Below are 21,171 nucleotides of genomic sequence, written 5' to 3' on the forward strand. Positions count from 1 at the left end.
GCGAAGACTGCCGGTTTGGCGTGTCCGCGGTGCACATGTGGAGGGAATGTCTTGTCGGACGAAACGGCTATCGCCGGAACATCAGGAGAAAGCGTCAGGAGCCGCACAGCCGGCGGAACAGAAACTGCACGGCACACGACCGCGCAAAGGGAATTCCTGGCGGAACTGGCCAACGGCCTTGAAGACCGCCAACTCGCCCGGGACGAAGAAACCCTCACGGTCTACTCAATCGACCAAGGGCCCACAGTGGAGCGACACCTTCCATTGGCCGTTGTGTGGGCAGAATCCGTAGAGGACGTCCAGCACGTGGTTCGCAGCTGCGCCGCCCATCACGTGCCGATCGTCGCCCGTGGCGCGGGAACCGGCGTATCGGGAGGAGCGCACGCCACCGAAGGCTGCATCGTCCTGAGCCTGGAACGGATGAACCGCATCCTGGACCTCAACCCCGATGACGAGACCGCCGTCGTCGAACCGGGCGTCATCAACGCCGAGCTGAACGCCGCCGCCGCCCCGCACGGCCTCATGTATGCGCCCGACCCGGCGAGCTACAAAATGTCCACCATCGGCGGCAACGCGGCCACGAACGCTGGAGGCCTGCGCTGCGCCAAGTACGGTGTGACACGCGATTCCGTGCTGGCGCTGGATGTTGTCATGGCGGACGGTTCGCTCATGCACACCGGCCACCAGACCTTCAAGGGCGTGGCAGGCTACGACCTGACCGCGCTGCTGGTGGGCTCCGAGGGAACCCTGGGCATCGTGGTCGGGATAACTGTCCGGCTGAAGTACCTCCCGCGCGAAGTCCACACCATCGCTGCGTTCTACCAGGACTTCCGCAACGCTGCCGCCGGAGTGCTGGCCGTTGGCCGGGCGAGGGTACAACCCGCCATCATGGAACTCCTGGACAACGGCACCCTTGAGCAATTGGACGAATTGCACGGAGGCGACCTGCAAAAGCGCGGCAAGTCCCTGCTCCTCATCCAGACCGACGGCTTCGGTGCCGCTGCGGAGGCCGACGTCGTCCGGGAGGTCCTCGCCGCGGGCGGCGCCACAGTCACCACCGAAGCCAGCGCCGAAGCGGAAATGCTGGTGGAACTGCGCCGCAACAGCCGCGGCGTGGAAGTCGACGACGAGTTCAGGGTAGGGGAAGACATCGCGGTGCCGCGTTCACGCCTGGTGGACTTTGTCGCCGAACTGGAAGCCATGGCCGCACGCTTCCAGGTCCGCCTCAAAGTAGTGGCCCACGCCGGCGACGGCAACCTACACCCCACGTTCTGGATGGACCGGGTAGACCCCGCCACGGATGCCGACGCACTGGTCCGCCTCAACGCCGCCCTCGACGAATCCATCCGGGTAGGCCTGGAAATGGGCGGGACCATCACGGGCGAGCACGGGATCGGGCAGTACAAGCTCCGCTGGCTGGGGCTTGAGCAGCCTGAGCCGGTGCGTGAGTTGCAGCGGCGGATCAAGGAGTTGTTCGATCCGCAAGGGATCCTGAATCCGGGGAAGGCGATCTAGGGCAGTCCGTGGGCGCGTGGGCGCGTGGGCGCGTGGGCGGCCCAAAGGGCCAGAACGCTCTGCGCGCTCGGTCGTTCCTCCCTTAGACGCGCGCTGCCGCGTTCCGGCCCTTTGGGGCTGTGCGCCTTGGGCACCCACTGGTATCCCAAATTTTACCGACCGCTTATTACACTCCGCCGATTCCCAGCATTTACTTTCCGCCAATCACCTCATAGTCTTACTTGGTATACCAAAGTGGCTATGAGGAGATTGACGTGGAAGAACGGCGCAGAGCTGGTGTCCTACCTTCGGGGAGTGGGGGCCGACTCGCTACGGGGCTCGTGCTGCTTGCTCTCGTGATGGTTTCCATCAATCTCCGGCCGGCCATTACCACCGTCGCCGGGGTGATGAACCAGGTTCCCGGGGTGTTTGGGCTGGATCCTGCGCTGCTTCCGCTGCTGGGGACCCTGCCGGTGCTGGCCTTTGGTATTTCGGGTCCGATCGGGCCTTGGCTGGCCCGGCGGGTCGGAACCGGGCGTGCCGTTGCGGTGGCCCTATTGGTACTGGCTGCGGCCTTGATCGTTCGGGCGACCGTGCCTGCACTGCTGTTGCCCGGTACATTCCTGGCGGGCTCGGCGATCATGACCGCAAGTGTGCTGGTACCGCAGATCGTCAAAGCCAATCGCGGCACCGGCTGGTGGACTGGCCTGTGCACTATGGGATTCGGTCTCGGCGCTGCGCTGGGCGCGGGACTCGTTCAGCCCCTGGAGCAGGCCTTCGGCGGAAACCTGCCCTCAGCCCTCGCGGTGTGGGCGGTGCCCGCTTTGATCGGCGCGTTCCTGATCCATCGGTCCGGAGGACGGCCGACGGCGGCACCCGCCGCTGCGGGTACGGTTTCCGGAGCCTCCGGTGCAGCCGCACCGCTGCGGAGACAGCGCACGGCGTGGGCTGTCACGGCGTTCTTCGGCCTTCAGGCGATGCTGTACTTCGCCATCACGTCGTGGCTGGCCGTGTACCTGGTATCCCGGGGTCTTTCGCCAGCCGACTCTGCGGCATTGCTCGCTTGGTTCAGCCTGGCGGGACTCCCGGCCAGTTTGCTGGCCCCGGTCCTTGCCAGCCGCCCGCGTATCCTGCGGGTCATGGCGCCGGGACTGGGGTTGTCGGTGGCCGTTGCCCTCCTGGGAGTCCTCACCGCACCTACGGAACTGCAGTTCATCGCCGTCGGGGTTTTGGGGGTTGTCCAGAGCGCAGGCTTCGGATTGGCCATGGCCCTGGTAGTGATCCGGTCAGCCGGGCCGCAATCTGCCGGGCGGCTATCGGCCATGAGCCAGGGCTTCGGATTCGCCCTGGCCTCCCTTGGCCCGCTGCTGGCAGGGTTGCTGCATGCGGTGACCGGAGGGTGGGAGGTGACGTTCTGCGTGCTTGCCGCGGAAGCTGTGGTGCTGGCCGGTGCTGGATTCTTCGCAATCCGCGGACCATTGGTCAGTGTGGGATCAGCCGACTCAGCCCCGGAGCCGGCCGGGCCTGTCGGGGCGCACCCCCGCGGCGTATCCTCGGCGTTATGACGAACTCATCAGGGACGAACCAGCCAGCAACACCCGCCACCGAAATCCTTGAAACCAACGAATGTTGGGAGCTCCTCCGGAGCGTCTCAGTGGGCAGGCTTGCCGTGTGGGTGGACGACCACCCGGACATCTTCCCCGTGAACTACAAGGTTGACCACGGCACCATGGTGTTCCGGACCGGCGAGGGTACCAAGCTCCACGCTGCCCTCGGCGACGCGCCAGTGGCCATCGAAGCCGATGGGGTCAACGCCGAAACCGGCGTGGCGTGGAGCGTGGTGGTCAAAGGCCAGGCGTCGGCCGTGAAACTGACCCAGGAGGTGCTGGACACCATCGGGCTCCTGCTCTTTCCCTGGGAGGCAGGGCAAAAGGACCAGTTCATCCGCATCACACCCAACAAAGTCACGGGACGGCGCTTCACGGTGACTCCTGCCGTGACCTGGTGGACGCCGCTCGATAACGCCCCCACGGCCCGCGCCGAATAGGCCGAACCAAGAAACCGCCCCTGTCCGGCTTCTTCCCCTTGCGGGGCGGGAGCTCGGTCAGGGGCGGGTTTCGTGCCGGCTAGACGAGTTCCAGCTGGTCGGCCACTACCTTGCCGGCGTGGATGACCGTGCGGTCCCTGCCCCGGTCCATCACCGTGGACGCCACAGTTTCGCCGTCCACCAGGAGCAGTTCCGCCGGATCGCCAACCTCGACGCCGGGACGGTGGGCCGTATCCTTCAGCCGGGTCGCGGAGGGGTCCAGGATGCTCGCGCCACCGATGGTGGCGATGGCCAGGCAGTGCTCGATCAACTCGTCCTTGCGGAAGCCATGGGTAAATGCGAGCTGCCACGTCCGGTCCAGCATGTCGGTGTTGCCATAGGGGGACCAGTAGTCACGCTGGCCGTCCTCGCCCAGGCCGAGCCGGACGCCGGCCTCGGTCAGCAGCGGGATGGGCAACTGGCCGGCAGCAGCTGGAGCCACCGAAGCCATGGAGACATCAAGCTCTGCGAAGGCGTCAATCAGCCTGCGGGTGGTGGCCTCATTGACGCTGCCCAGTTGGTAGGCGTGGGACATGGTCACCTTGCCCTGCATCCCCAGGGCCCGCGTCCGTTCCAGCACGAGGTCCGTGCTGAAGACGCCGAGTTCGCCGGGTTCGTGAAGGTGGATATCGATGGGGACCTGGTACTTCTCGGCGAGGCCGAACACGATGTCGAGGTGCCTCGCAGGGTCCCGGTCCAGGGTGCAGGGATCAATGCCACCCATCACGTTGGCACCGGCCTTGAGCGCTTCCTCCATGAGTTCCACCGTCCCTTCCTCCAGTAACAAGCCGGCTTGGGGGAAAGCAATAATGTCCACCGAAGCCTGGCCGGCGAACTTCTCCTTGGCGGCAGCAACGGCGTCGAAGCGTTCCAGCCTGCAGTCCACGTCAACCTGTGCGTAGGAGCGGACCCGGGTGGTGCCCCTCGCGATCATCCTCCCTAGGGTGTCGTTCACGCGATCCTGCAGTGGCACCTCGGCGTTGCGCCAGTTCTGCCGGTCGTTCATCATCATGGTCCACACACCCGGACCGCCGGTGTGCTCGCGGAACGGCAAACCGATCCGGGTGGAATCGAGGTGGACGTGGACGTCGGAGAAGGATGGCAGCAGCAAGCGTCCGCGTCCCTCCACTACGGTCACGTCGGCTGGAACGGCGCGGTGCGGGTCATGAGGTTCGACGCCGGTGATCTTGCCGCCTGCTTCACCCGCGACGATGGTGACATCGCTGAGCGCTTGCCCCCACGGGCGGACGGCACGGATCAGGGTATTCAATGGTTGCTCCTTTGGTTGTGGATCAATTGCCTGCGTCTATTTCACGCCCGCCAGGGCCGTTGCGGCCATACCCGCGTGGTGGCAGGCCGGCGCGGCGGGCGTCGCCGGTGTTGGAATCTCGTCGATGCAGCGCTGGCGTTGTTCTTCCGGGAGGGTCCCGATCAAGGGGCAACGGGTCCGGAAGACACAGCCGCTGGGCGGATTGGCAGGAGAGGGCAGGTCACCTCGAAGCCGGATCTTCACCTGTTCCCGGGCAGCCCTTGGATCGGGCAGTGGCACTGCCGAGAGCAGGGCCTTGGTGTAGGGATGCAGGGGGTTCCGGAAGAGCTCGTCGCGGGGTCCCTGCTCCACGATCTTGCCCAGGTACATCACCGCAACTTCGTGGGAAATGTGCCGGACCACGGAGAGATCGTGGGCGATGAAAATGTAGGAAACGCCGGTGTCCTGCTGGATCTGCTGCAGGAGGTTCACCACCTGGGCCTGCACGGAGACATCCAGCGCGGAGACGGGCTCATCGCACACAATGACCGACGGGTTCAGGGAAATGGCCCGGGCAATACCCACGCGTTGGCGTTGCCCGCCGGAGAATTCATGCGGGAACCGGTTGTAGTGTTCCGGCTTCAGGCCAACCTGGTCCAGAAGTTCCTTGACCCGGTTCTTCAGGCCGCCAGGCGGGTTGATCTTCTGCGCCACCATGGGAGCGGCAATGGCTGTGCCCACGCTCTGCCGCGGATTCAGGGAAGCGAAAGGATCCTGGAAGATCATCTGGACCTTGCGGCGGAAGTTGTACAGCTCCCGGCCCCGCAACTGGCTGATGTCCACGCCGTCGATCACTATCCGCCCGGCCGTCGGGTCCATAAGCCGGGCCACCATGCGGCCGGTGGTCGACTTGCCGCAACCGGACTCACCCACGAGCCCCAAAGTCTGGCCGCGGGCGAGACTGAAGGACACGCCGTCGACCGCTTTGACCGATCGCTTGGCGGCTCCCGGCAGCAACCCGCCCTTCAGCGGGAAGTGCTTTTGCAGGTTCTCCACCTGGAGAATTGGTTCATGTTCCACGGCTGGTCCTAACGCGAATTCCGGATGGTGATGATCTGCGGGCCGCTCAAGTGGCAGCGTTGGCCGTGGCCGTCGTCGATTGTCAGCTCCGGGCGCTGCTTGGCGCAGACGCCGTCGCCGACGAGTTCGGCGTACTGACACCGTGCGCTGAAGATGCACCCCTTGGGCAGGTCAAGGAGCGACGGCGGCTGGCCGGGTATCGGATTCAGCCGGCCTGCGGCGCTGTTCAGCGTGGGCATGGAGTTGAGCAGGCCCAGGGTATAGGGATGCCGGGTGTCGTAGAAGATGTCGTCCACCGGCCCGGACTCGACGCACTGGCCGCCGTACATGACCAGCACGTTGTCGCAGACCTCGGCCACTACGCCGAGGTCGTGCGTGATGAGGATCAGCGCAGAGTTCGTTTCCTCCTGGAGCTCTGACATGAGGTCCAGGATCTGCGCCTGGACAGTCACGTCCAGGGCGGTGGTGGGTTCGTCGGCAATCAGCAGCTCCGGCTCGCAGATCAGCGCCATCGCGATCATGGCGCGCTGACGCATTCCACCGGAGAAGTGGTGCGGGTACTCGTCGAAGCGCTGCTCCGGGCTGGGGATACCCACCCTTCCCAGCATGTCGACGGCGGCTGCCCGGGCCTGCTTTTTGCTCGCCTTGTTGTGGACCAGGTAGGCCTCGGCAATCTGGTGGCCCACAGTGTAGAAGGGGTGCAGTGCCGACAGTGGATCCTGGAAGATCATTCCGATGTTGCGGCCGCGGAGCTTGCGCATGGCGGACTCGGGCAGCGTCACCAGGTTCTTGCCTTGGAACATGGCCTGCCCGGTCACCTGCGCGGAGGTGCCTTTGAGCAGGCCCATCAAGGCCTGGCTGGTGACGGACTTTCCGGATCCGGATTCACCCACGATGCCCAGGGTCTCGCCACGTTCCAGGGCGAAGTCCATGCCGTTCACTGCGGAGACAACGCCGTCATCCGTAGGGAACTTCACTGTGAGGCCGTGGACTTCAAGGAAAGCAGCGGTTGCTGTACTTCCGGCAGTAGCGCTCGCGGTGTTGGTCTGAAGCTGGGTCATTGGAGCCTCACTCGGGGATCGATGGCGGCGTAGGCGAGGTCCACGGCGACGTTCGCAACGATGACGAAGAACGCGGCCAGCATGGTGATGGCCATGGTGACTGGAAGGTCGCCGGAGATGGCCGCATGCACTGCCGTGAAGCCCAGGCCCGGGACGGAGAAGATCTGTTCAGTGAGGACCGCGCCGCCGAGAAGGAGGCCGATGTCCATTCCGAGCATGGTGACAACCGGGGTGATGCCCGCACGGACGCCGTGCTTGAACGTGACCGTCCGGGGTGCCAGGCCTTTCGCACGGGCGGTCCTGATGAAGTCCTCGCCAAAGGTTTCAATCATGTTGGTTCGGGTGACGCGGATATAGGAGGCGCTGAACAGGACAGCCAAGGCGATCCACGGCAACAGGTAGTTCGCCACCCAGGCCCCCGGACCCTGTGGTCCGAAGGGACTGTTGATTTCGTTGGTGGTGAACGGCAGAAGATGCAGCTGGTTGACGAACAGGAGCAGCAGAAACAAGCCGGTGACCGGGATGGGCAGCGAGACCCCCACTGAGGCAGCACCCACGATGAACTTGTCCACCGGCGTTCCTTTGCGGAGGGCGGCCAGCAGACCCAGTCCGACGCCGGTGATGGTCCACAGGACCAGCGCGCCGATGGCCATGGAGAAGGTGTAGGGGAGCGAGCGGCCGATGATGTCGGCAACGTTCTCATTGGTTTGGAACGACTTGCCGAGGCAGGGCCATTCGCAAAGCGTCTGGGCTCCCGGAGCGCCGATCATGCGCGAGGAGAAGAAGCCGCGGATGTAGTCGATGTACTGGATAAGGAATGGCTGGTCCATGCCCAGGGCTACGCGGGCTTCAGCCACGCGTTCGGGAGTGCACTCCTGGCCGCAGGCTGCGGCGGCGGGATCAGACGGACCGAGCTGGAAGAGCGTGAACGTAATGAAACTGACGGCGGCAAGCAGCAGGACCAGCGATCCGGTCCGGCGAAGAATGAAAGTCATCATGGTGGTGGTTGCGGGCCGCCCGCCGGGGCAGGCGGCCCGCTTCTCCTTCTGGACTATGCCCGAATGGTTATCAAAGCCCGGTTACTGCTCGACGCCGACGATGGAGAGGTCGATGCCGCCGAAGAAGTAGCCCACCTGGGCATTGCGGACATTCGAACCGACCACGCTGTTCGTGTGGCTGCGGATGAGCGGGACGATCGGGTAGGTCTTCAAGGCAGAACCGAAGGCCTCTGCCCACTTCTTGCCAAGTTCCTCGGAGGTGCCGTCCGTGTTGCGCAGATCGAACATGGCCTTGGACACAACGGGGTCGAAGTAACGGGAGGTGTTGGAGAAGCCATAGCTGGTGCCCTCATTGTTCGGTCCCAACAGAGGGTCGGCGGAGGTGCGGACCGATGCCGGGTCGGCGCCACCGCACCAGCCGGAGCGGCCCATGTCCGGGAGCTGTTCGCTGGCGAGGACCGAGTAGTAGTTCGGGGCGGGAATCGGAACCAGTTCCACGTCGATGCCCAGGGCCTTGAGGTTCTGCTGGACCACCGTGCCGGTGTTCTTGAAGGCGTCCCGGTTGTTGGCGTAGCCGTACGTCAGGGTCTTGGGGTAGTCCTTGCCTTCCAGGAGCTTCTTGGCTTCCTCGAGCTTGGGCTTGCCGGTGGGGTCGAGTTCCAGCTCCGTTTCCACATAGCCGCGCATCTTGGCGTTCAGCGGGCTCTGGGTGATCTCGCCGAAGCGGCGTCCTCCGTACTGCACCAGGATGGACTGGCGGTCCAGGGCCAAGGCGATCGCCTTGCGGACGTCCGGGTCCTTGATCTTCTGGGTGTTCAGGCTCAGGACGTCGTTGCAGCCCAGCAGGCCCGAAGCTACGCGGTCCTTGACCTTGGCATCTGCCAGCTTTGCGGAGTCGGAGGTTTGGAGCGCGCCGTTGGAGTCGAGCGTGATGGCGTTGGGGTCCGAGTCGGCAAGCAACTGCTGGCTGATGGTGGCCTGGGACGTGGACAGCGAGAAGCTGAAGGTGTCCGGGAGGGCGGAGCGGTTGGGGTCGGTTGCCGGATCCCAGTGCGGATTGCGGACCAGCTTGAGGGACTTGCCGCGGTTGTAGGACTCCACCATGTACGGGCCCGAGGAAACGGGGTGGTTGGTGTAGTCCAGCTTGGTGTCCTTGGCTTTGGGGACCGGAGCCGTGTTGGAGCGCGACGCCAAGGCCGGGAACTCGGCGAAGGGCTTCTTCAAGTGGAAGACCACGGTGCGCTCGTCGGGCGTTTCAACAGCCTGAAGCACAGCGGCAGGATCCTTGTACGGACCCTTGTACCCGCCGGCGTCGAGCGCTGCATTCAACTCCTGCGGCGCCTGGGTGAAGACATCCTGGGCGAGGGTGCGTTCCACTCCGTACTTGATGTCGGCGGAGGTGATGGGTGTTCCGTCCTCGAACTTCACGCCGTCCTTGAGGGTGAACGTCCAGCTGAGGCCGTCATCGGAGACCTTGCCCGTGTCCGTGGCGAGGTCCGGGACGACCGTTGGCGGTTGGCCCGCTGTTTCCTTGGCCATGGTGAGCGTGCGGTAATACAGCTGGCCGACGTTGGCCGTCTGGACGTAGTTGCTGTTGCCCGGGTCCAGGGTCTGGAAATCGGAGGACATCAGGACGTTGAGGTTTCCGCCCTTGGAAGTGAAGCCGGACTTGACCACATTGGGGGCCAGTTCGGTGACGGACTCTGCGGGCTTGGAGTTGCCCGGCTGGTTCTGGCCGGCGCCGCAGCCGGTGGCTGCCACGGCAATCAGCACGGAAAGAGCAAGGGCTCTTGCGGGGGTTTTCATGATGCTCCTTGTAGAGGATGGGGCGATGCGGGGAATGGTGCGGAATTTGTCGGCGGGGTTCTTTGTCAGCGGGAGGACTTGGGATCCAGCGCATCCCGGACGGCGTCGCCCAGGAGGTTGAAGGCCAGCACGGTGACGATGAGCATGATGCCCGGTACAGCCAGGAACCACGGGTCGCTGAGGTACCAGTTGCCGGACTGGGCGGCGTTGAGCATCTGGCCCCACGACGGTGTGGGGTCCTTGACACCGACGCCGAGGAAGGACAGTGCCGCTTCGGCGGAGATGTTGGTGGGGATCAGCATGGTGGCGTACACGAGGACGACTCCCATGACGTTGGGGATGATCTGCCGGAAGAGGACGCTGAGGTGGGAGGCACCGAAGGACCGGGCGGCTTCCACGAATTCGCGCTCGCGGAGGCTCAGCACCTGGCCGCGGACGATGCGTGCAAGGTAGGCCCAGCCGAAGAAGCCCAGGATGATCACCAGCGAGGCCATGGGCAGGAAGCTGCCTTCGCCCAGCGGGGTATCGCGGAGCCGTGACTGCAGGATGGGCGTCAGCGAGAGCACCAGGAGCAGGTGCGGGAACGCGAGGAACAGGTCCATGATCCGGCTGATGATGGCGTCTGTCTTGCCGCCGAAGTAGCCGGCGGCTGCGCCAAGGACCGTGCCGAGGACCACGGAGACTGCAGTGGAAAGCAGCGCAATGGTCAGGGAGACCTGGCCGCCGTAGGCAAGCCGCGCGAAGAGGTCCCGGCCCAGTCCGGGCTCCACACCCAACCAATGCTGCGCCGAGGGGTACATGAACCCTGGGAGGGGCAGCCCGGGTGTTTGGAAGTCGTCCAGGACTTCGGGGCTGGTGTTGGACGTGTAGGGATCGTTGCCGGACATGGCGCTGAGCACAGGGGCAAGGATGGCGAACAACAGGATTGCCACCACGACGCACAGGCTAAGAAGTGCCACCTTGCTGCGTCGGATCCGCATCCATGCGGTGGCGAGCAGTGAGCGGGCTTCGGCAGGTGCCGCCACTTTGCCTTCCGGCGTCGTTGCCGGAGGCAGCGGCGGACTGCCGGTACTTGGTTCGACGGACTGTATCTGGGTCAACGGTTCTGCTCGTTTCGTGATCAGGAGCTTGCTCCGGAGTTCTTGTATACCAAAATAGACTAGAGCAGGATTCATGCGATGTAAATCACAAATAATGTACTGTTTGGAATACCAGAGAGTAATACGAGTTGTCCGGACGGGACAGGAAACAGGAGACGACGTGCGCACAAAGGTCACCGCCCGCTACGTGCTGGGCCACCACAACGGACATCACGTGCTGCTGGAAAACGCGTGCGTGGTCTACAGCGGCCACACCATCGACTTCGTGGGCCATGACTTCACCGGTCCTGTGGACGAGGAACGGCACATGGGGGATGCGCTGCTCATGCCCGGCCTGATCGATCTCGATGCCCTGACCGACATCGATCACCTCATCCTGGACAGCTGGGCCGGCGCTGAGCAGGCCAAAGGCCACCAGTGGTCCGAGGACTATTTCCGTAACCGCCGCACCGATGTCTTCACGGCCGGGGAACGCCAGCAGATCCGTGAGTACGCCCTGATCCAACTCGTCCTGCACGGCATCACCACCTACATGCCCATCGCCTCCGAAGTGCACTCCGAATGGGCGGAATCGTTCGAGGAGCTGGCGGGCATGGCGGAGACCAGCCGGCGGCTGGGCCTGCGCGGCTACCTCGGTCCGGCCTACCGCTCGGGCGTGAACGTCGTGTTGGACGATGGCAGCCGTTCAGTCATGTTCGACGACGACCGCGGCCGTGAGGGTCTTGCCGACGCCTTGCGCTTCATTGACCACGCGAACGAGCTCAACGATCCCTTGGTCAACGGAGTCCTGCTCCCGTGCCGCATTGAGACGCTGGACATCGAATTGCTCAAAGCCACTGCCGCAGCTTCCAGCGAGCGGGACGTGCTGGTGCGCCTGCACTCCCTGCAAGGGCTCGTGGAGCGACAACTCATCCAGGACTGGCACGGCGTAACGCCACTGGAACTCCTCGACCAGGTAGGCCTCCTCAACGAGCGGCTCCTGATCCCGCACGCCACCTACACGGACAGGAACCCTGCCGTCCATGGCGAGGATCGCGGCGACCTCGCGCAGTTGGCGGACAGCGGCGCCAGCATCATCCACTGCCCCCTCACCTCCATGCGTTACGGCAGCACACTGGACTCCTTCAACGCCTACAAGAGCGCGGGCATCAACATTTCGCTGGGCACGGACTCGTTCCCGCCCGATCTCATCCGGGGCATCGATGCCGGCGTGCAGCTCGCCAAAATCCTCGCCGGAAGCAACGACGCCGGAGACGTCGCCGGATACTTCGACGCCGCCACGCTGGGCGGTGCCCACGCCTTGAGGCGCCCGGACCTGGGCCGGCTTGAGCCCGGCGCCCAGGCTGACCTGGTGGCGTTCTCCTTGGAAGACATCCGTGACGGCGTCCACGACGACCCGCTGCGGACCCTCCTTCTCAACGGCACAGCCCGCCAGGCCGTGCTGTCCGTCGTGGCAGGCCGGACCATCATGGTTGACGGGACGATCGAAGGCGTTGACCTGGCCTTTTGGCGGTCCAAGGGGCAGGAATTATTCGACAGGATGCGTGGAGCCTACAGCAGCCGTGACTTTGGGAACCGCCCGGCCGATGAGCTGTTTCCGCCCGTGTATGCTCGGTTGGAACGCTGACCGGCGCCGTCCGGCGGCGGCAGCGTACGCAGTGATGAAGGGAAGTTCCACAGTGGCTGAGGCGATGCCGGAAACCGGGAATGGCCGCGATGACGAGGCCCGCGCAGAGAACGTCTACCAATTGGTACTGGAGGGCATTGTCACGGGCAAGTACGCCCAAGGCGTGCGGCTGCGCGAACGCGAACTCTCGGAGATTTACAGCGTCTCCCGCATCCCGGTCCGTGAGGCCATCCAGCGCCTGGAGCAGGACGGCTTCGTGGAGACCTTCCCGCGCCGCGGGGCGGTGGTCCGCCAGCTGACTCTCACGGACGTCAATGAGCTCTTTGATATCCGCCTGTGCTTGGAAACCTTCGCCGCGAGGATGGCCGCCACCCGGGTGGCCGAGGGCAGCGACGGCGGCCGGTTGGAGGAACTCATGGAGGCCTCCAACGCCGCCATCGACGAGGACCGGACCGAGGATGTCGCCGTGATCAGCGCAGAGCTTCACGCCGAGATCGTGCGCCTGTCAGGGAACAGGCTCCTCATCGAATCCGTGAAGCCGCTGTTTGGGCGGATGCGCTGGATTTTCGGGCTCACGCACAACCGCAGCAACGAACTCCAACGCGACGAGCATACGGAACTCTGCAACGCGATCCTCAAGGGCAAGCCGGACCTGGCGTATTCACTGGCGTACTCGCACATCGAGCTGGGCCGCGAGCCCGTGCTGAACGGGCTCGCGGAAACCCTGGAACCCTGAGTTTTTGTCCAGATAACGCCCTTTAGGAGCCGTCTTAGGGGTGTTAGCTGTACAAAAACTCCATTAGTCGTCGGCGTCCGGGTACTCGTCCTCGTCGTCGTACCGGCCTGACTCCTCCACCTCGACCTCAAGGATCTTGAGCAGTTCCGTGTCCGGGTTCAACATGATGGCCGCCTCGTCACGGCGGTGCTGCAGCACAGTGTCCAGGTAGGACTGCACGGTTTCAGCCAACGGCACGTACCTGTCCTGTTTCTGGCTCATGTACCAGCGGTGTTCCAGGACCTCGTGAACAACCTCAGCCGGCTCCAGCTTTCCCGCCAGATGGCGTGGGATGGAGCGGACAATGGGCTCGAAGATCTGGCTGACCCAGATGTGCGCGCTGATTTCCTCGTCCAGGTCAGGGTTGTTGTCGGCCCGGAACTGGTCCATGTCGTTCAGGAGCCTGCGGGCCTGGTTCTCCTGGGCGTCCAAACCGGTCAGGCGCAGCAGCCGGCGCTGGTGGTGCCCGGCGTCCACCACCTTGGGCTGGAGCTGGATGGTGGAGCCGTCCGCCGTCGTCTTGATGGCGTACTCTTCCACGTCGAAGCCGAGCTCGTTGAGGCGCCGGATGCGTGCACCCACGCGCCAGCGCTCGCCCAGTTCGAAGGATTCCTTCTCGGTCAGTTCAGTCCACAACCGGCGGTAGCTGCCCATGATCAGCTCACTGGTGGCTACAGGATCCACCTTCTCCTCAATGAGGCCGCCGTCCAGCAGGTCCATGAGCTCACCGGCGATGTTCACCCTGGCGATCTCAAGGTCGTATTCGCGCTGGCCCATGGAAAGGTCCGGGTAGAGCTCGCCCGTTTCGGCGTCCACCAAATAGGCGGCAAAGGCACCTGCGTCACGGCGGAACAGCGTGTTGGACAGCGAGACGTCGCCCCAGTAGAAGCCGATCAGGTGCAGGCGGACCAGCAGGAGGGCCTGCGCATCAATAAGGCGGGTCAGGGTGTCCTTGCGGAGCATCTGCGAAAACAGGGCACGGTAAGGCATGGAGAACTTCAGGTGCCGGGTCACCAGCACCGGATTGAGCGGCCGGCCATCCGCCGTGGTGCGGCCGGTAATGACGGCCACCGGCTCCACGCAGGGGACATCCAGCCGCGCCAGTTTGCGCAGCATGTGGTACTCGTGCCGTGCCACGTGCTCCGACGTTTCCTTGATGGCGATCACCGAACCGCCCAAGTGGGCGAACCGGACAATGTGCCGGGAAATACCGCGGGGAAGGGCGGCAAGGTTCTCAGCCGGCCAATCCTCCAACGCAATGTGCCAGGGCAGATCCAGCAACTCCGGATCTGCCGTTGCCGCCGTGATGTTCAGCGAACCGATGACGCTTGCCGGAGGGGCGGCATCCTGCGCGCTGGCAGCCTCGGTCCGCGGGAGCTTGCCGATCTGCCCGTAGTCGGTGGGTTCGTCGTGCCACTGGGCTTCGTTTTGCTCGCTCATGCCTCAATTGTTCCGTACTCAGGGGAAGCGGACGCACCCGCGTCCGTGAAGGGGTTCAGCGGCGGGGCTGACCATTCGACGTCGGGGGCCTCCTGGAAGACGACGCCCTGCTTGGTGAGGCGCTCACCAAAGGCGCCCAGCCGACGTCGGAAGTCACCGGCGTTGCGCAACTCCTGGCCGGTCCAGGCGACTTCCGCCAGCGAGATGGCCCGTGGGTAGAGCAACCACTGTGCTTGTTGGTTGTTGCGGACGGTCTCGGTCCAGAGGGGGCCTTCGACACCCAGGATCTGCTTGTCCGTCAGGCCGCCTTGGGCCGGGTCCCAGTTGTAGTACTCGGCCCAGGTGAAGGGGCCGCCCTTGACCCATTCAAGGCCCACAGGACTCTCCGGGGAGTACTTCTGGTCCAGATAGGTGTTGGCTGCCGGCGACATGATCACTGTGGGTGTGCTGGTATCAGCCTGCTGGACAATCGCTTCCAGATCTCCGAACCAGTACTGGATCACGGCCCCGTTCGGAAGCTCTGCCTCGGCAAACTCGTTCCAGCCCACCACGGTCTTTCCGGTCAGCGAAGCCAAGCGGGCAAATTCCTGCATCATGTCGAGGTAGTTCCGGTGCCCCGTTACCAACGCTTCGTCGCCACCGATATGCAGGTAGGGGCCAACGGTTATCGCGGCAAGCTGGCCCAGGACCTCGGCTACGAACTCGTAGGTGGCCGGGAGTGAGGCGTCCAGCGTTGACCAGCCGACGTCGGCAGTGGTGCTCATGTCCTTGGCGACGCCGTCCGGGTTGAGCTGCGGAATGGCCGCGAGGGCGGCGTTGACGTGTCCGGGAAGGTCGATCTCCGGAATGACGACGACGTTCCTGACAGCGGCATACGCCTGGAGTTCCTTGAAATCCTGCTGGGTGTAGAAACCGGACTTGCCGCGGGGCGGAACTGCCGTGGCGACTTCCACCGCTCCCTGCCCGCCCACGTCGGTCAGCTTGCTGTAGTCCAAGCCGGACGGGTTCTCTTCCGGTTGGCGGATTTCGATCCGCCAGCCTTGGTCGTCGGTCAGATGCAGGTGAAGGGCATTGAACTTGAACTGCGTCATGACGTCGATCTGCTCCTTGACCTCCTCCACCGTGAGGAAGTTGCGGGCAACATCGAGCATGAGGCCGCGGTAGGCAAAGCGCGGAGCGTCGAGGATCTCGACGGCGGGAACCACCCAGGTGCCGGCGTCGAGGTTTTGGGCGGCGTCGGTTTCTTCGATCGCTGCGGGGAATAGCTGCCTGAGCGTTTGCAGTCCGTTGAACAGGCCGGCAGGGGTGGAGGCGGTAAGCCGGATGCCATCCTCGGCGACGGTCAGTGTGTAAGCCTCACGGCCGCCGTCGAACGAATCCACCAACTCCAGGGCGATATCTCCTGGGCGGTGTTCTTCAACCAGCGGCAGTGCAAAGCCGGTGGCGGTGCGGAGCAGCGCGGCTAACTGTTCAGCGGGCTGCGCGGCGGCATGGCCGGCCGCGATCCTGGCGCCGGGGGAGAGGGTGAAAGCCGGGCCGTCCTGGGGTGCGACGTGGGAGGGCCGGGGAATCAGGTGATCTGTGGTGTTCATGCCGTTCTTTCCGGGAAGAAGGTTAACGTGATAACGGCCCGACCGGAAGGGTCGGGCCGCCATCACAATGCGGAACGTACAGACGCGATTAGTCGCCCAGGCGCAGGCCCGTCTTGGTGTCGAACAGGTGCACGTGGCCGGACTGCGGACGAACGAAGACGGACTCGCCCTTCATCGGAGGGCGGCGGCCGTCGACGCGTGCGACGATGTCGTGGCTCTTGCCATCAAGGATGGTGTGGCCGTAGACGTAAGCGTCGGCACCGAGTTCTTCAACCACGTCAACCTCAACCTGGAGGCCTTCGCCGTTGCCGACGGTCTCGAGGTCTTCCGGACGGGAACCAACGGTAACGGTCTGGCCGTGGGCTTCCTGGAGAACGTCACGCGGCACGGCGTAAACCGTTCCGCCGAACTGGACGCCGCCGTCGACGACCGGCAGTTCCAGCAGGTTCATGGCCGGGGAGCCGATGAAGCCTGCAACGAAGACGTTCTTCGGGCGGTCGTACAGGTTGCGCGGGGTGTCAACCTGCTGGAGCAGGCCGTCCTTCAGGACTGCAACGCGGTCACCCATGGTCATGGCCTCGACCTGGTCGTGCGTCACGTAAACCGTGGTGACGCCGAGGCGGCGGGTCAGGGATGCGATCTGAGTACGGGTCTGGACGCGGAGCTTGGCGTCAAGGTTGGAAAGCGGCTCATCCATGAGGAAGACCTGCGGGTTACGGACGATTGCGCGTCCCATGGCAACACGCTGACGCTGACCACCGGAGAGAGCCTTCGGCTTGCGGTCCAGGTACTGCTCAAGGTCAAGAAGCTTGGCGGCTTCGCGAACACGCTCTGCGCGCTCTTCCTTGGAAACGCCGGCGATCTTCAGTGCGAAGCCCATGTTGTCCGCAACGGTCATGTGCGGGTACAGGGCGTAGTTCTGGAAGACCATTGCGATGTCGCGGTCCTTCGGGGGAACATCCGTGACGTCGCGGTCACCGATCAGAATGCGGCCGGCGTTCACATCCTCAAGACCTGCGAGCATGCGCAGGGAGGTGGACTTACCGCAACCGGAGGGTCCAACAAGGACCAGGAATTCGCCATCGGCGATGTCGATGTTGAGCTTATCGACGGCGGGCTTATCTGTGCCCGGGTACAGACGCGTAGCGTTATCAAAAGTAACTGTAGCCACAGTTATCAATCCCTTCACCGGCAGGTACGTGCCGGACGATCCGTTGTGAATGGTTCATTTTCTTCAGTTGAACTCCCCGGCCTGAGGCCGGGGAGGATCGTGTAACGCCGCACGGTACTGTGCGTCACATCACAACCAAGAGTATGTCAGACTTTTTGACTAACTACCTAAATGTTACGAACATCACATATGCAACTGCTCACATATCAGGCCTCCGCGGTGACCCGTCGGCGCTCCCGCAAAAGCGCTTCCAGCAACTCCGCCACGTGGACGGGAGCCTCCACCCGGTACTGTGCCTGGGTGTAATCCAAGCCAACCTTGATGCCGACGTCATCACCCATGAGCCTGCCCAGGGCGTCTTCATCCGTGACGTCGTCCCCGGCAAACAGGATGGCCGTGGCACCTGTCGCCTGGCGGAGGAACTCCACGGCTTCGCCCTTGGAAGCGTGGACCACGGAGGTTTCCAACACCCGCTTCCCCGTCTTCAGGTACACCCCCGGATAGTCTCCCAGGACCCGCGTGGCGGCCTCGACGGCGTCCTCCGCCACGTCGTCGTCGGCCATCCGGGTATGGAGGACCACCCCGGCAGGCTTGTCTTCGAGGACGGTCCCGGGGGCGATGTTCACGATTTCGGCAAGCACCTCACGGACGGCAGCCAGTTTCTTCCGCTGGTCCTCATCCAGTTCCAGGCCCAGGGATCCTTCGCCTAGCCACACCTCGGCGCCGTGGCTGCCTATCAGCAGCGTGTTGGCCGGCGGAGAGGCGACCAGCCGCAGACTGTCCAGGGCCCTGCCGGAGATGAGTGCCGTCGTCGTGCGTGGCAGTTCGGCGAGGCTCGCAAGCGCTGCAGCCGAACGCGGAAGGGGACGCGCGTCCTCGGCCCGGTCGACGATCGGCGAGAGGGTTCCGTCGAAGTCCAATGCCACCAGCAGGTGCTCCGTGCCGGAAATACGACGGACGGCGTCCAAAAGTTCCGGTGACAGCGACAGGTTCTCAGCTGTCATCACGAACCACCTTCTCCTCCAATGCGGCCAGGAACTCGGCCGACCAATGATCGACATCGTGGTCCAGGATCTGCTTGCGCATCAGTTTCATGCGGCGGCGTGCTTCCTTCGGGGAGAGATTGATGGCGCGCAGGATGGTGGACTTGAGGCCGTCGATGTCGTGCGGGTTGATCAGCAGGGCCTGCTTGAGCTGATCGGCTGCGCCGGCGAACTCACTGAGGACCAGCGCGCCGTCGTCCTCGGAACGGGCCGTGACGTATTCCTTAGCCACCAGGTTCATGCCGTCGCGCAAGGCCGTCACCAACATGACGTCCGCAGCCAGATACAGAGCCACCATCTCTTCCACCGGGTAACTGTGGTGCAGGTAGCGCACGGCCGTGTTCTGGATGGTGTCGTACGTGCCGTTGATGTGGCCTACGGTGCCCTCGATTTCCTCGCGCAGAAGCCTGTACTGCTCCACGCGCTCCCTGCTGGGGCTGGCCACCTGGATAAGGGTAGCGTCCTCTACCTTGATATGCCCGTCCGCCAGGAGTTCCTCAAAAGCCTTGAGCCTGTGCCGGATGCCCTTGGTGTAGTCGAGCCGGTCCACGCCCAAGAGGATGGTCTTGGGGTTGCCCAGGTCCGTGCGGATCTGCCGGGCCCGCTCAATGATGTCCGGCCTGGCGGCGAGCTCGCGGATCTGGTCCACATCAATGGAGATGGGGAACGCCTGCGCCCTGGCGATGTGGGTCACTTCCCCGTCCGGGCCCTTCACATGAACCTGCTGCTGCTTCACGCTGGCGCCCAGGAAGCGGCGGGCGGAGCGCATGAAGTTGCCGGCGTCGCTGGGGCGTTGGAAGCCCAGCAGGTCAGCGCCAAGGAGGCCGTCGATGATTTCGCGGCGCCACGGCAGCTGGGCAAAGATCTCCGGCGGCGGGAAGGGAATGTGGTTGAAGAAGCCGATCTTGAGGTCCGGCCGGGATTCCCGCAACAGGCGCGGAACCAGTTGGAGTTGGTAGTCCTGCACCCACACAGTGGCGTCCTGTGCTGCGTGCCGGGCTACGGCGTCGGCGAACTTCCTGTTGACCTTGCGGTACGAATCCCACCAGGTCCTGTGGAACTCCGGCGGTGCGATGACGTCGTGATAGAGCGGCCAGATGGTCGCGTTGGAGAAGCCCTCGTAGAAGAGTTCAACGTCATCGCTGCTCAACTGTACGGGGATCAGGTCCATGCCCTCATGGCTGAACGGGCGCACGGTCTCATCCGGAGCGCCATGCCAACCTACCCACGCGCCGTCGGACTTGGTCATCATCGGCGCGAGCGCCGTCACCAGGCCGCCGGGCGAGCGGCGCCAGCCGTCCTTCTCATCTCCGTCGTCGCTGATCCGATCGACGGGCAACCTGTTGGAGACCACCATGAAATCGAACTTGGTTGCCGTGGGCTTCTTGACGGGAGAAGCCCGTACGCCCTCTTCGGTTGTGAGTTTCTCGCTTGCCAAATCCTGCATCAATGCTCCCTGGGGTTGCTGTGACTCAACTCCCAGCCTACTAGCGGAATCTTCCCCGGCGGTTGATCGTTCAACTACCGGGCGGACGGGTGCGCGGTAGAGCTCCAAGTTGGCTCCCGTAAACTGTCCCCGTTGCCCTAGCTATTCACTACGACGTCGAGTAACCCGAGGAACTGATGAGCCCCGCAAACGAATCCCGCCTGTCAAAGGCTGAACGCACCGCCCAGGCACGGGAAAAAGCGCGAGCAATCCGCGAAGAACAGTTGAAGAAGGAGAAGCGCAACAAGCTTCTGGTCGGCTGGGGCATCGTGGTTGCCATCGTCGTCATCATTGCCATAATCGCCGCAGTGGTCATCGGCAACATCCAGAACAACGCTCCGGTTGCAGACCAGGGCCCGACGCCGGCCAACGGCAACGTCCACGGCGGCGTCACGCTGCTGGCTGGCAGCGAAGTCGTCAAGTCGGAGCCCGGCAGCGTCAACGTCGCCGATGTTCCCTCCGCTCCCGCCACCAAGCCCGCCACGGTGACCGTGCCCGGCGGCGAAGCTGAGGCCGGCAAGCCCGTCAAGGTGATCGCCTACATCGACTTCATCTGCCCCGTCTGCAAGCGGTTCGAGACCACCTACGGAGAGTCCCTGACCAACCTCCGCAACGAAGGCAAGATCTCCCTCGAATACCGCCCCCTCGGGTTCCTGGACCTGCAGTCCACCACCAACTACTCATCCCGCGCAGCCAACGCCGCAGCATGCGTAGCGAACACCTCCCCGGAGAAGTACGCGGACTTCTTCAACCTGCTCTTCGAACGCCAGCCGGCCGAAGGCAGCGCAGGCATCTCCGACAAGGACCTGAAGGCCATGGCCACTGAGGTTGGCGCCGCCAACATCGACTCGTGCGTGGACAGCAAGCAGTTCCGACCTTGGGTGAAGGTTGCCACGCAAGAAGCAGCCGCAATCGGCATCACCGGCACGCCGACCATCTTCGTCGACGGCAAGCAGTGGGACGGTTCCACTGACCTGAACGCCGAGATCCAGACCGCCATCACGGCAAAGGGCTAAGCCTTTATCTGACATCCCGACGGCGGCCGGTCACCTTCTCGTTGAGGTGGCCGGCCGTTGTTGCTCAGGCAAATTTCGTTGACGGGGATGGTCTGGGCTAACCTTATCTAGCGCTCTTTCGCGCATGGTTCCGGGTAGCCGGAACGT

17 protein-coding genes are annotated in these 21,171 nt (G+C 64.0%); 6 read left to right on the top strand and 11 right to left on the bottom strand.

Going from position 1 to position 21,171, the window contains the following annotated elements:
• Positions 1-51 precede the first annotated feature (51 nt).
• From PYR64_RS02585 to PYR64_RS02595, 3 genes are all read left to right on the top strand, one after another.
• Positions 52-1,515, top strand: coding sequence for an FAD-binding protein (locus PYR64_RS02585; protein WP_275778175.1), 1,464 nt, complete (start codon positions 52-54; stop codon positions 1,513-1,515).
• Positions 1,516-1,835: 320 nt separating this feature from the next.
• Positions 1,836-3,059, top strand: coding sequence for an MFS transporter (locus tag PYR64_RS02590; protein ID WP_275778177.1), 1,224 nt, complete (start codon positions 1,836-1,838; stop codon positions 3,057-3,059).
• Positions 3,056-3,541 carry a pyridoxamine 5'-phosphate oxidase family protein gene (locus PYR64_RS02595; protein WP_039239845.1) on the top strand — a complete coding sequence of 162 codons (486 nt, stop codon included), beginning with the start codon at positions 3,056-3,058 and terminating at the stop codon, positions 3,539-3,541. Before PYR64_RS02590 ends, PYR64_RS02595 begins: the two co-directional genes overlap by 4 nt.
• Positions 3,542-3,620: 79 nt before the next feature.
• Here PYR64_RS02595 and PYR64_RS02600 read toward each other — a convergent pair whose 3' ends face one another.
• From PYR64_RS02600 to PYR64_RS02625, 6 genes are all read right to left on the bottom strand, one after another.
• A complete protein-coding gene (locus tag PYR64_RS02600) occupies positions 3,621-4,850 on the bottom strand; it encodes an amidohydrolase family protein (RefSeq protein WP_275778179.1) in 1,230 nt (409 codons plus the stop codon).
• A 36-nt stretch (positions 4,851-4,886) separates the two neighbouring features.
• Positions 4,887-5,909, bottom strand: a complete 1,023-nt coding sequence (locus PYR64_RS02605) for an oligopeptide/dipeptide ABC transporter ATP-binding protein (RefSeq protein WP_039239848.1) — start codon at positions 5,907-5,909, stop codon at positions 4,887-4,889.
• An 8-nt stretch (positions 5,910-5,917) separates the two neighbouring features.
• The gene (locus PYR64_RS02610; protein ID WP_275778182.1) at positions 5,918-6,970 is read right to left on the bottom strand and encodes an ABC transporter ATP-binding protein; all 1,053 of its coding nucleotides are present in this window, start codon (positions 6,968-6,970) and stop codon (positions 5,918-5,920) included.
• Positions 6,967-7,968, bottom strand: coding sequence for an ABC transporter permease (locus PYR64_RS02615; protein ID WP_055974226.1), 1,002 nt, complete (start codon positions 7,966-7,968; stop codon positions 6,967-6,969). The genes PYR64_RS02610 and PYR64_RS02615 overlap by 4 nt, the downstream gene beginning before the upstream one ends.
• Positions 7,969-8,049: 81 nt before the next feature.
• The gene (locus tag PYR64_RS02620) at positions 8,050-9,774 is read right to left on the bottom strand and encodes an ABC transporter substrate-binding protein (RefSeq protein WP_275778185.1); all 1,725 of its coding nucleotides are present in this window, start codon (positions 9,772-9,774) and stop codon (positions 8,050-8,052) included.
• A 65-nt stretch (positions 9,775-9,839) separates the two neighbouring features.
• Positions 9,840-10,874 (bottom strand): ABC transporter permease, encoded by a 1,035-nt coding sequence (locus tag PYR64_RS02625; protein WP_209783734.1) that lies wholly within the window; start codon positions 10,872-10,874, stop codon positions 9,840-9,842.
• 160 nt (positions 10,875-11,034) lie between these two features.
• Between PYR64_RS02625 and PYR64_RS02630 the strand changes: the two genes are divergently transcribed.
• Complete coding sequence (locus PYR64_RS02630; protein WP_055974220.1) at positions 11,035-12,501, top strand: chlorohydrolase family protein; 1,467 nt, start codon at positions 11,035-11,037, stop codon at positions 12,499-12,501.
• Between the two features lie 52 nt (positions 12,502-12,553).
• The gene (locus tag PYR64_RS02635) at positions 12,554-13,237 is read left to right on the top strand and encodes a GntR family transcriptional regulator (RefSeq protein WP_275778188.1); all 684 of its coding nucleotides are present in this window, start codon (positions 12,554-12,556) and stop codon (positions 13,235-13,237) included.
• Positions 13,238-13,300: 63 nt separating this feature from the next.
• Here the strand turns inward: PYR64_RS02635 and PYR64_RS02640 are convergent, their stop codons facing one another.
• From PYR64_RS02640 to PYR64_RS02660, 5 genes are all read right to left on the bottom strand, one after another.
• Positions 13,301-14,716, bottom strand: a complete 1,416-nt coding sequence (locus PYR64_RS02640; protein WP_018779875.1) for a DUF4032 domain-containing protein — start codon at positions 14,714-14,716, stop codon at positions 13,301-13,303.
• Complete coding sequence (locus PYR64_RS02645; RefSeq protein ID WP_275778190.1) at positions 14,713-16,308, bottom strand: beta-N-acetylhexosaminidase; 1,596 nt, start codon at positions 16,306-16,308, stop codon at positions 14,713-14,715. Before PYR64_RS02645 ends, PYR64_RS02640 begins: the two co-directional genes overlap by 4 nt.
• Before the next feature lie 88 nt (positions 16,309-16,396).
• On the bottom strand, positions 16,397-17,479 hold the full coding sequence (ugpC, locus tag PYR64_RS02650; RefSeq protein ID WP_275778192.1) for a sn-glycerol-3-phosphate ABC transporter ATP-binding protein UgpC: 1,083 nt from the start codon (positions 17,477-17,479) through the stop codon (positions 16,397-16,399).
• A gap of 206 nt (positions 17,480-17,685) precedes the next feature.
• Positions 17,686-18,483, bottom strand: coding sequence for a trehalose-phosphatase (gene otsB, locus PYR64_RS02655; protein WP_079582569.1), 798 nt, complete (start codon positions 18,481-18,483; stop codon positions 17,686-17,688).
• On the bottom strand, positions 18,473-19,969 hold the full coding sequence (locus PYR64_RS02660; RefSeq protein ID WP_064723542.1) for a trehalose-6-phosphate synthase: 1,497 nt from the start codon (positions 19,967-19,969) through the stop codon (positions 18,473-18,475). The genes otsB and PYR64_RS02660 overlap by 11 nt, the downstream gene beginning before the upstream one ends.
• Positions 19,970-20,145: 176 nt before the next feature.
• Between PYR64_RS02660 and PYR64_RS02665 the strand changes: the two genes are divergently transcribed.
• On the top strand, positions 20,146-21,024 hold the full coding sequence (locus tag PYR64_RS02665; protein WP_018779880.1) for a thioredoxin domain-containing protein: 879 nt from the start codon (positions 20,146-20,148) through the stop codon (positions 21,022-21,024).
• Positions 21,025-21,171: the final 147 nt, after the last annotated feature.

It is taken from the genome of Paenarthrobacter sp. Y-19 (assembly GCF_029223985.1).
GTDB lineage: Bacteria > Actinomycetota > Actinomycetes > Actinomycetales > Micrococcaceae > Arthrobacter > Arthrobacter nicotinovorans.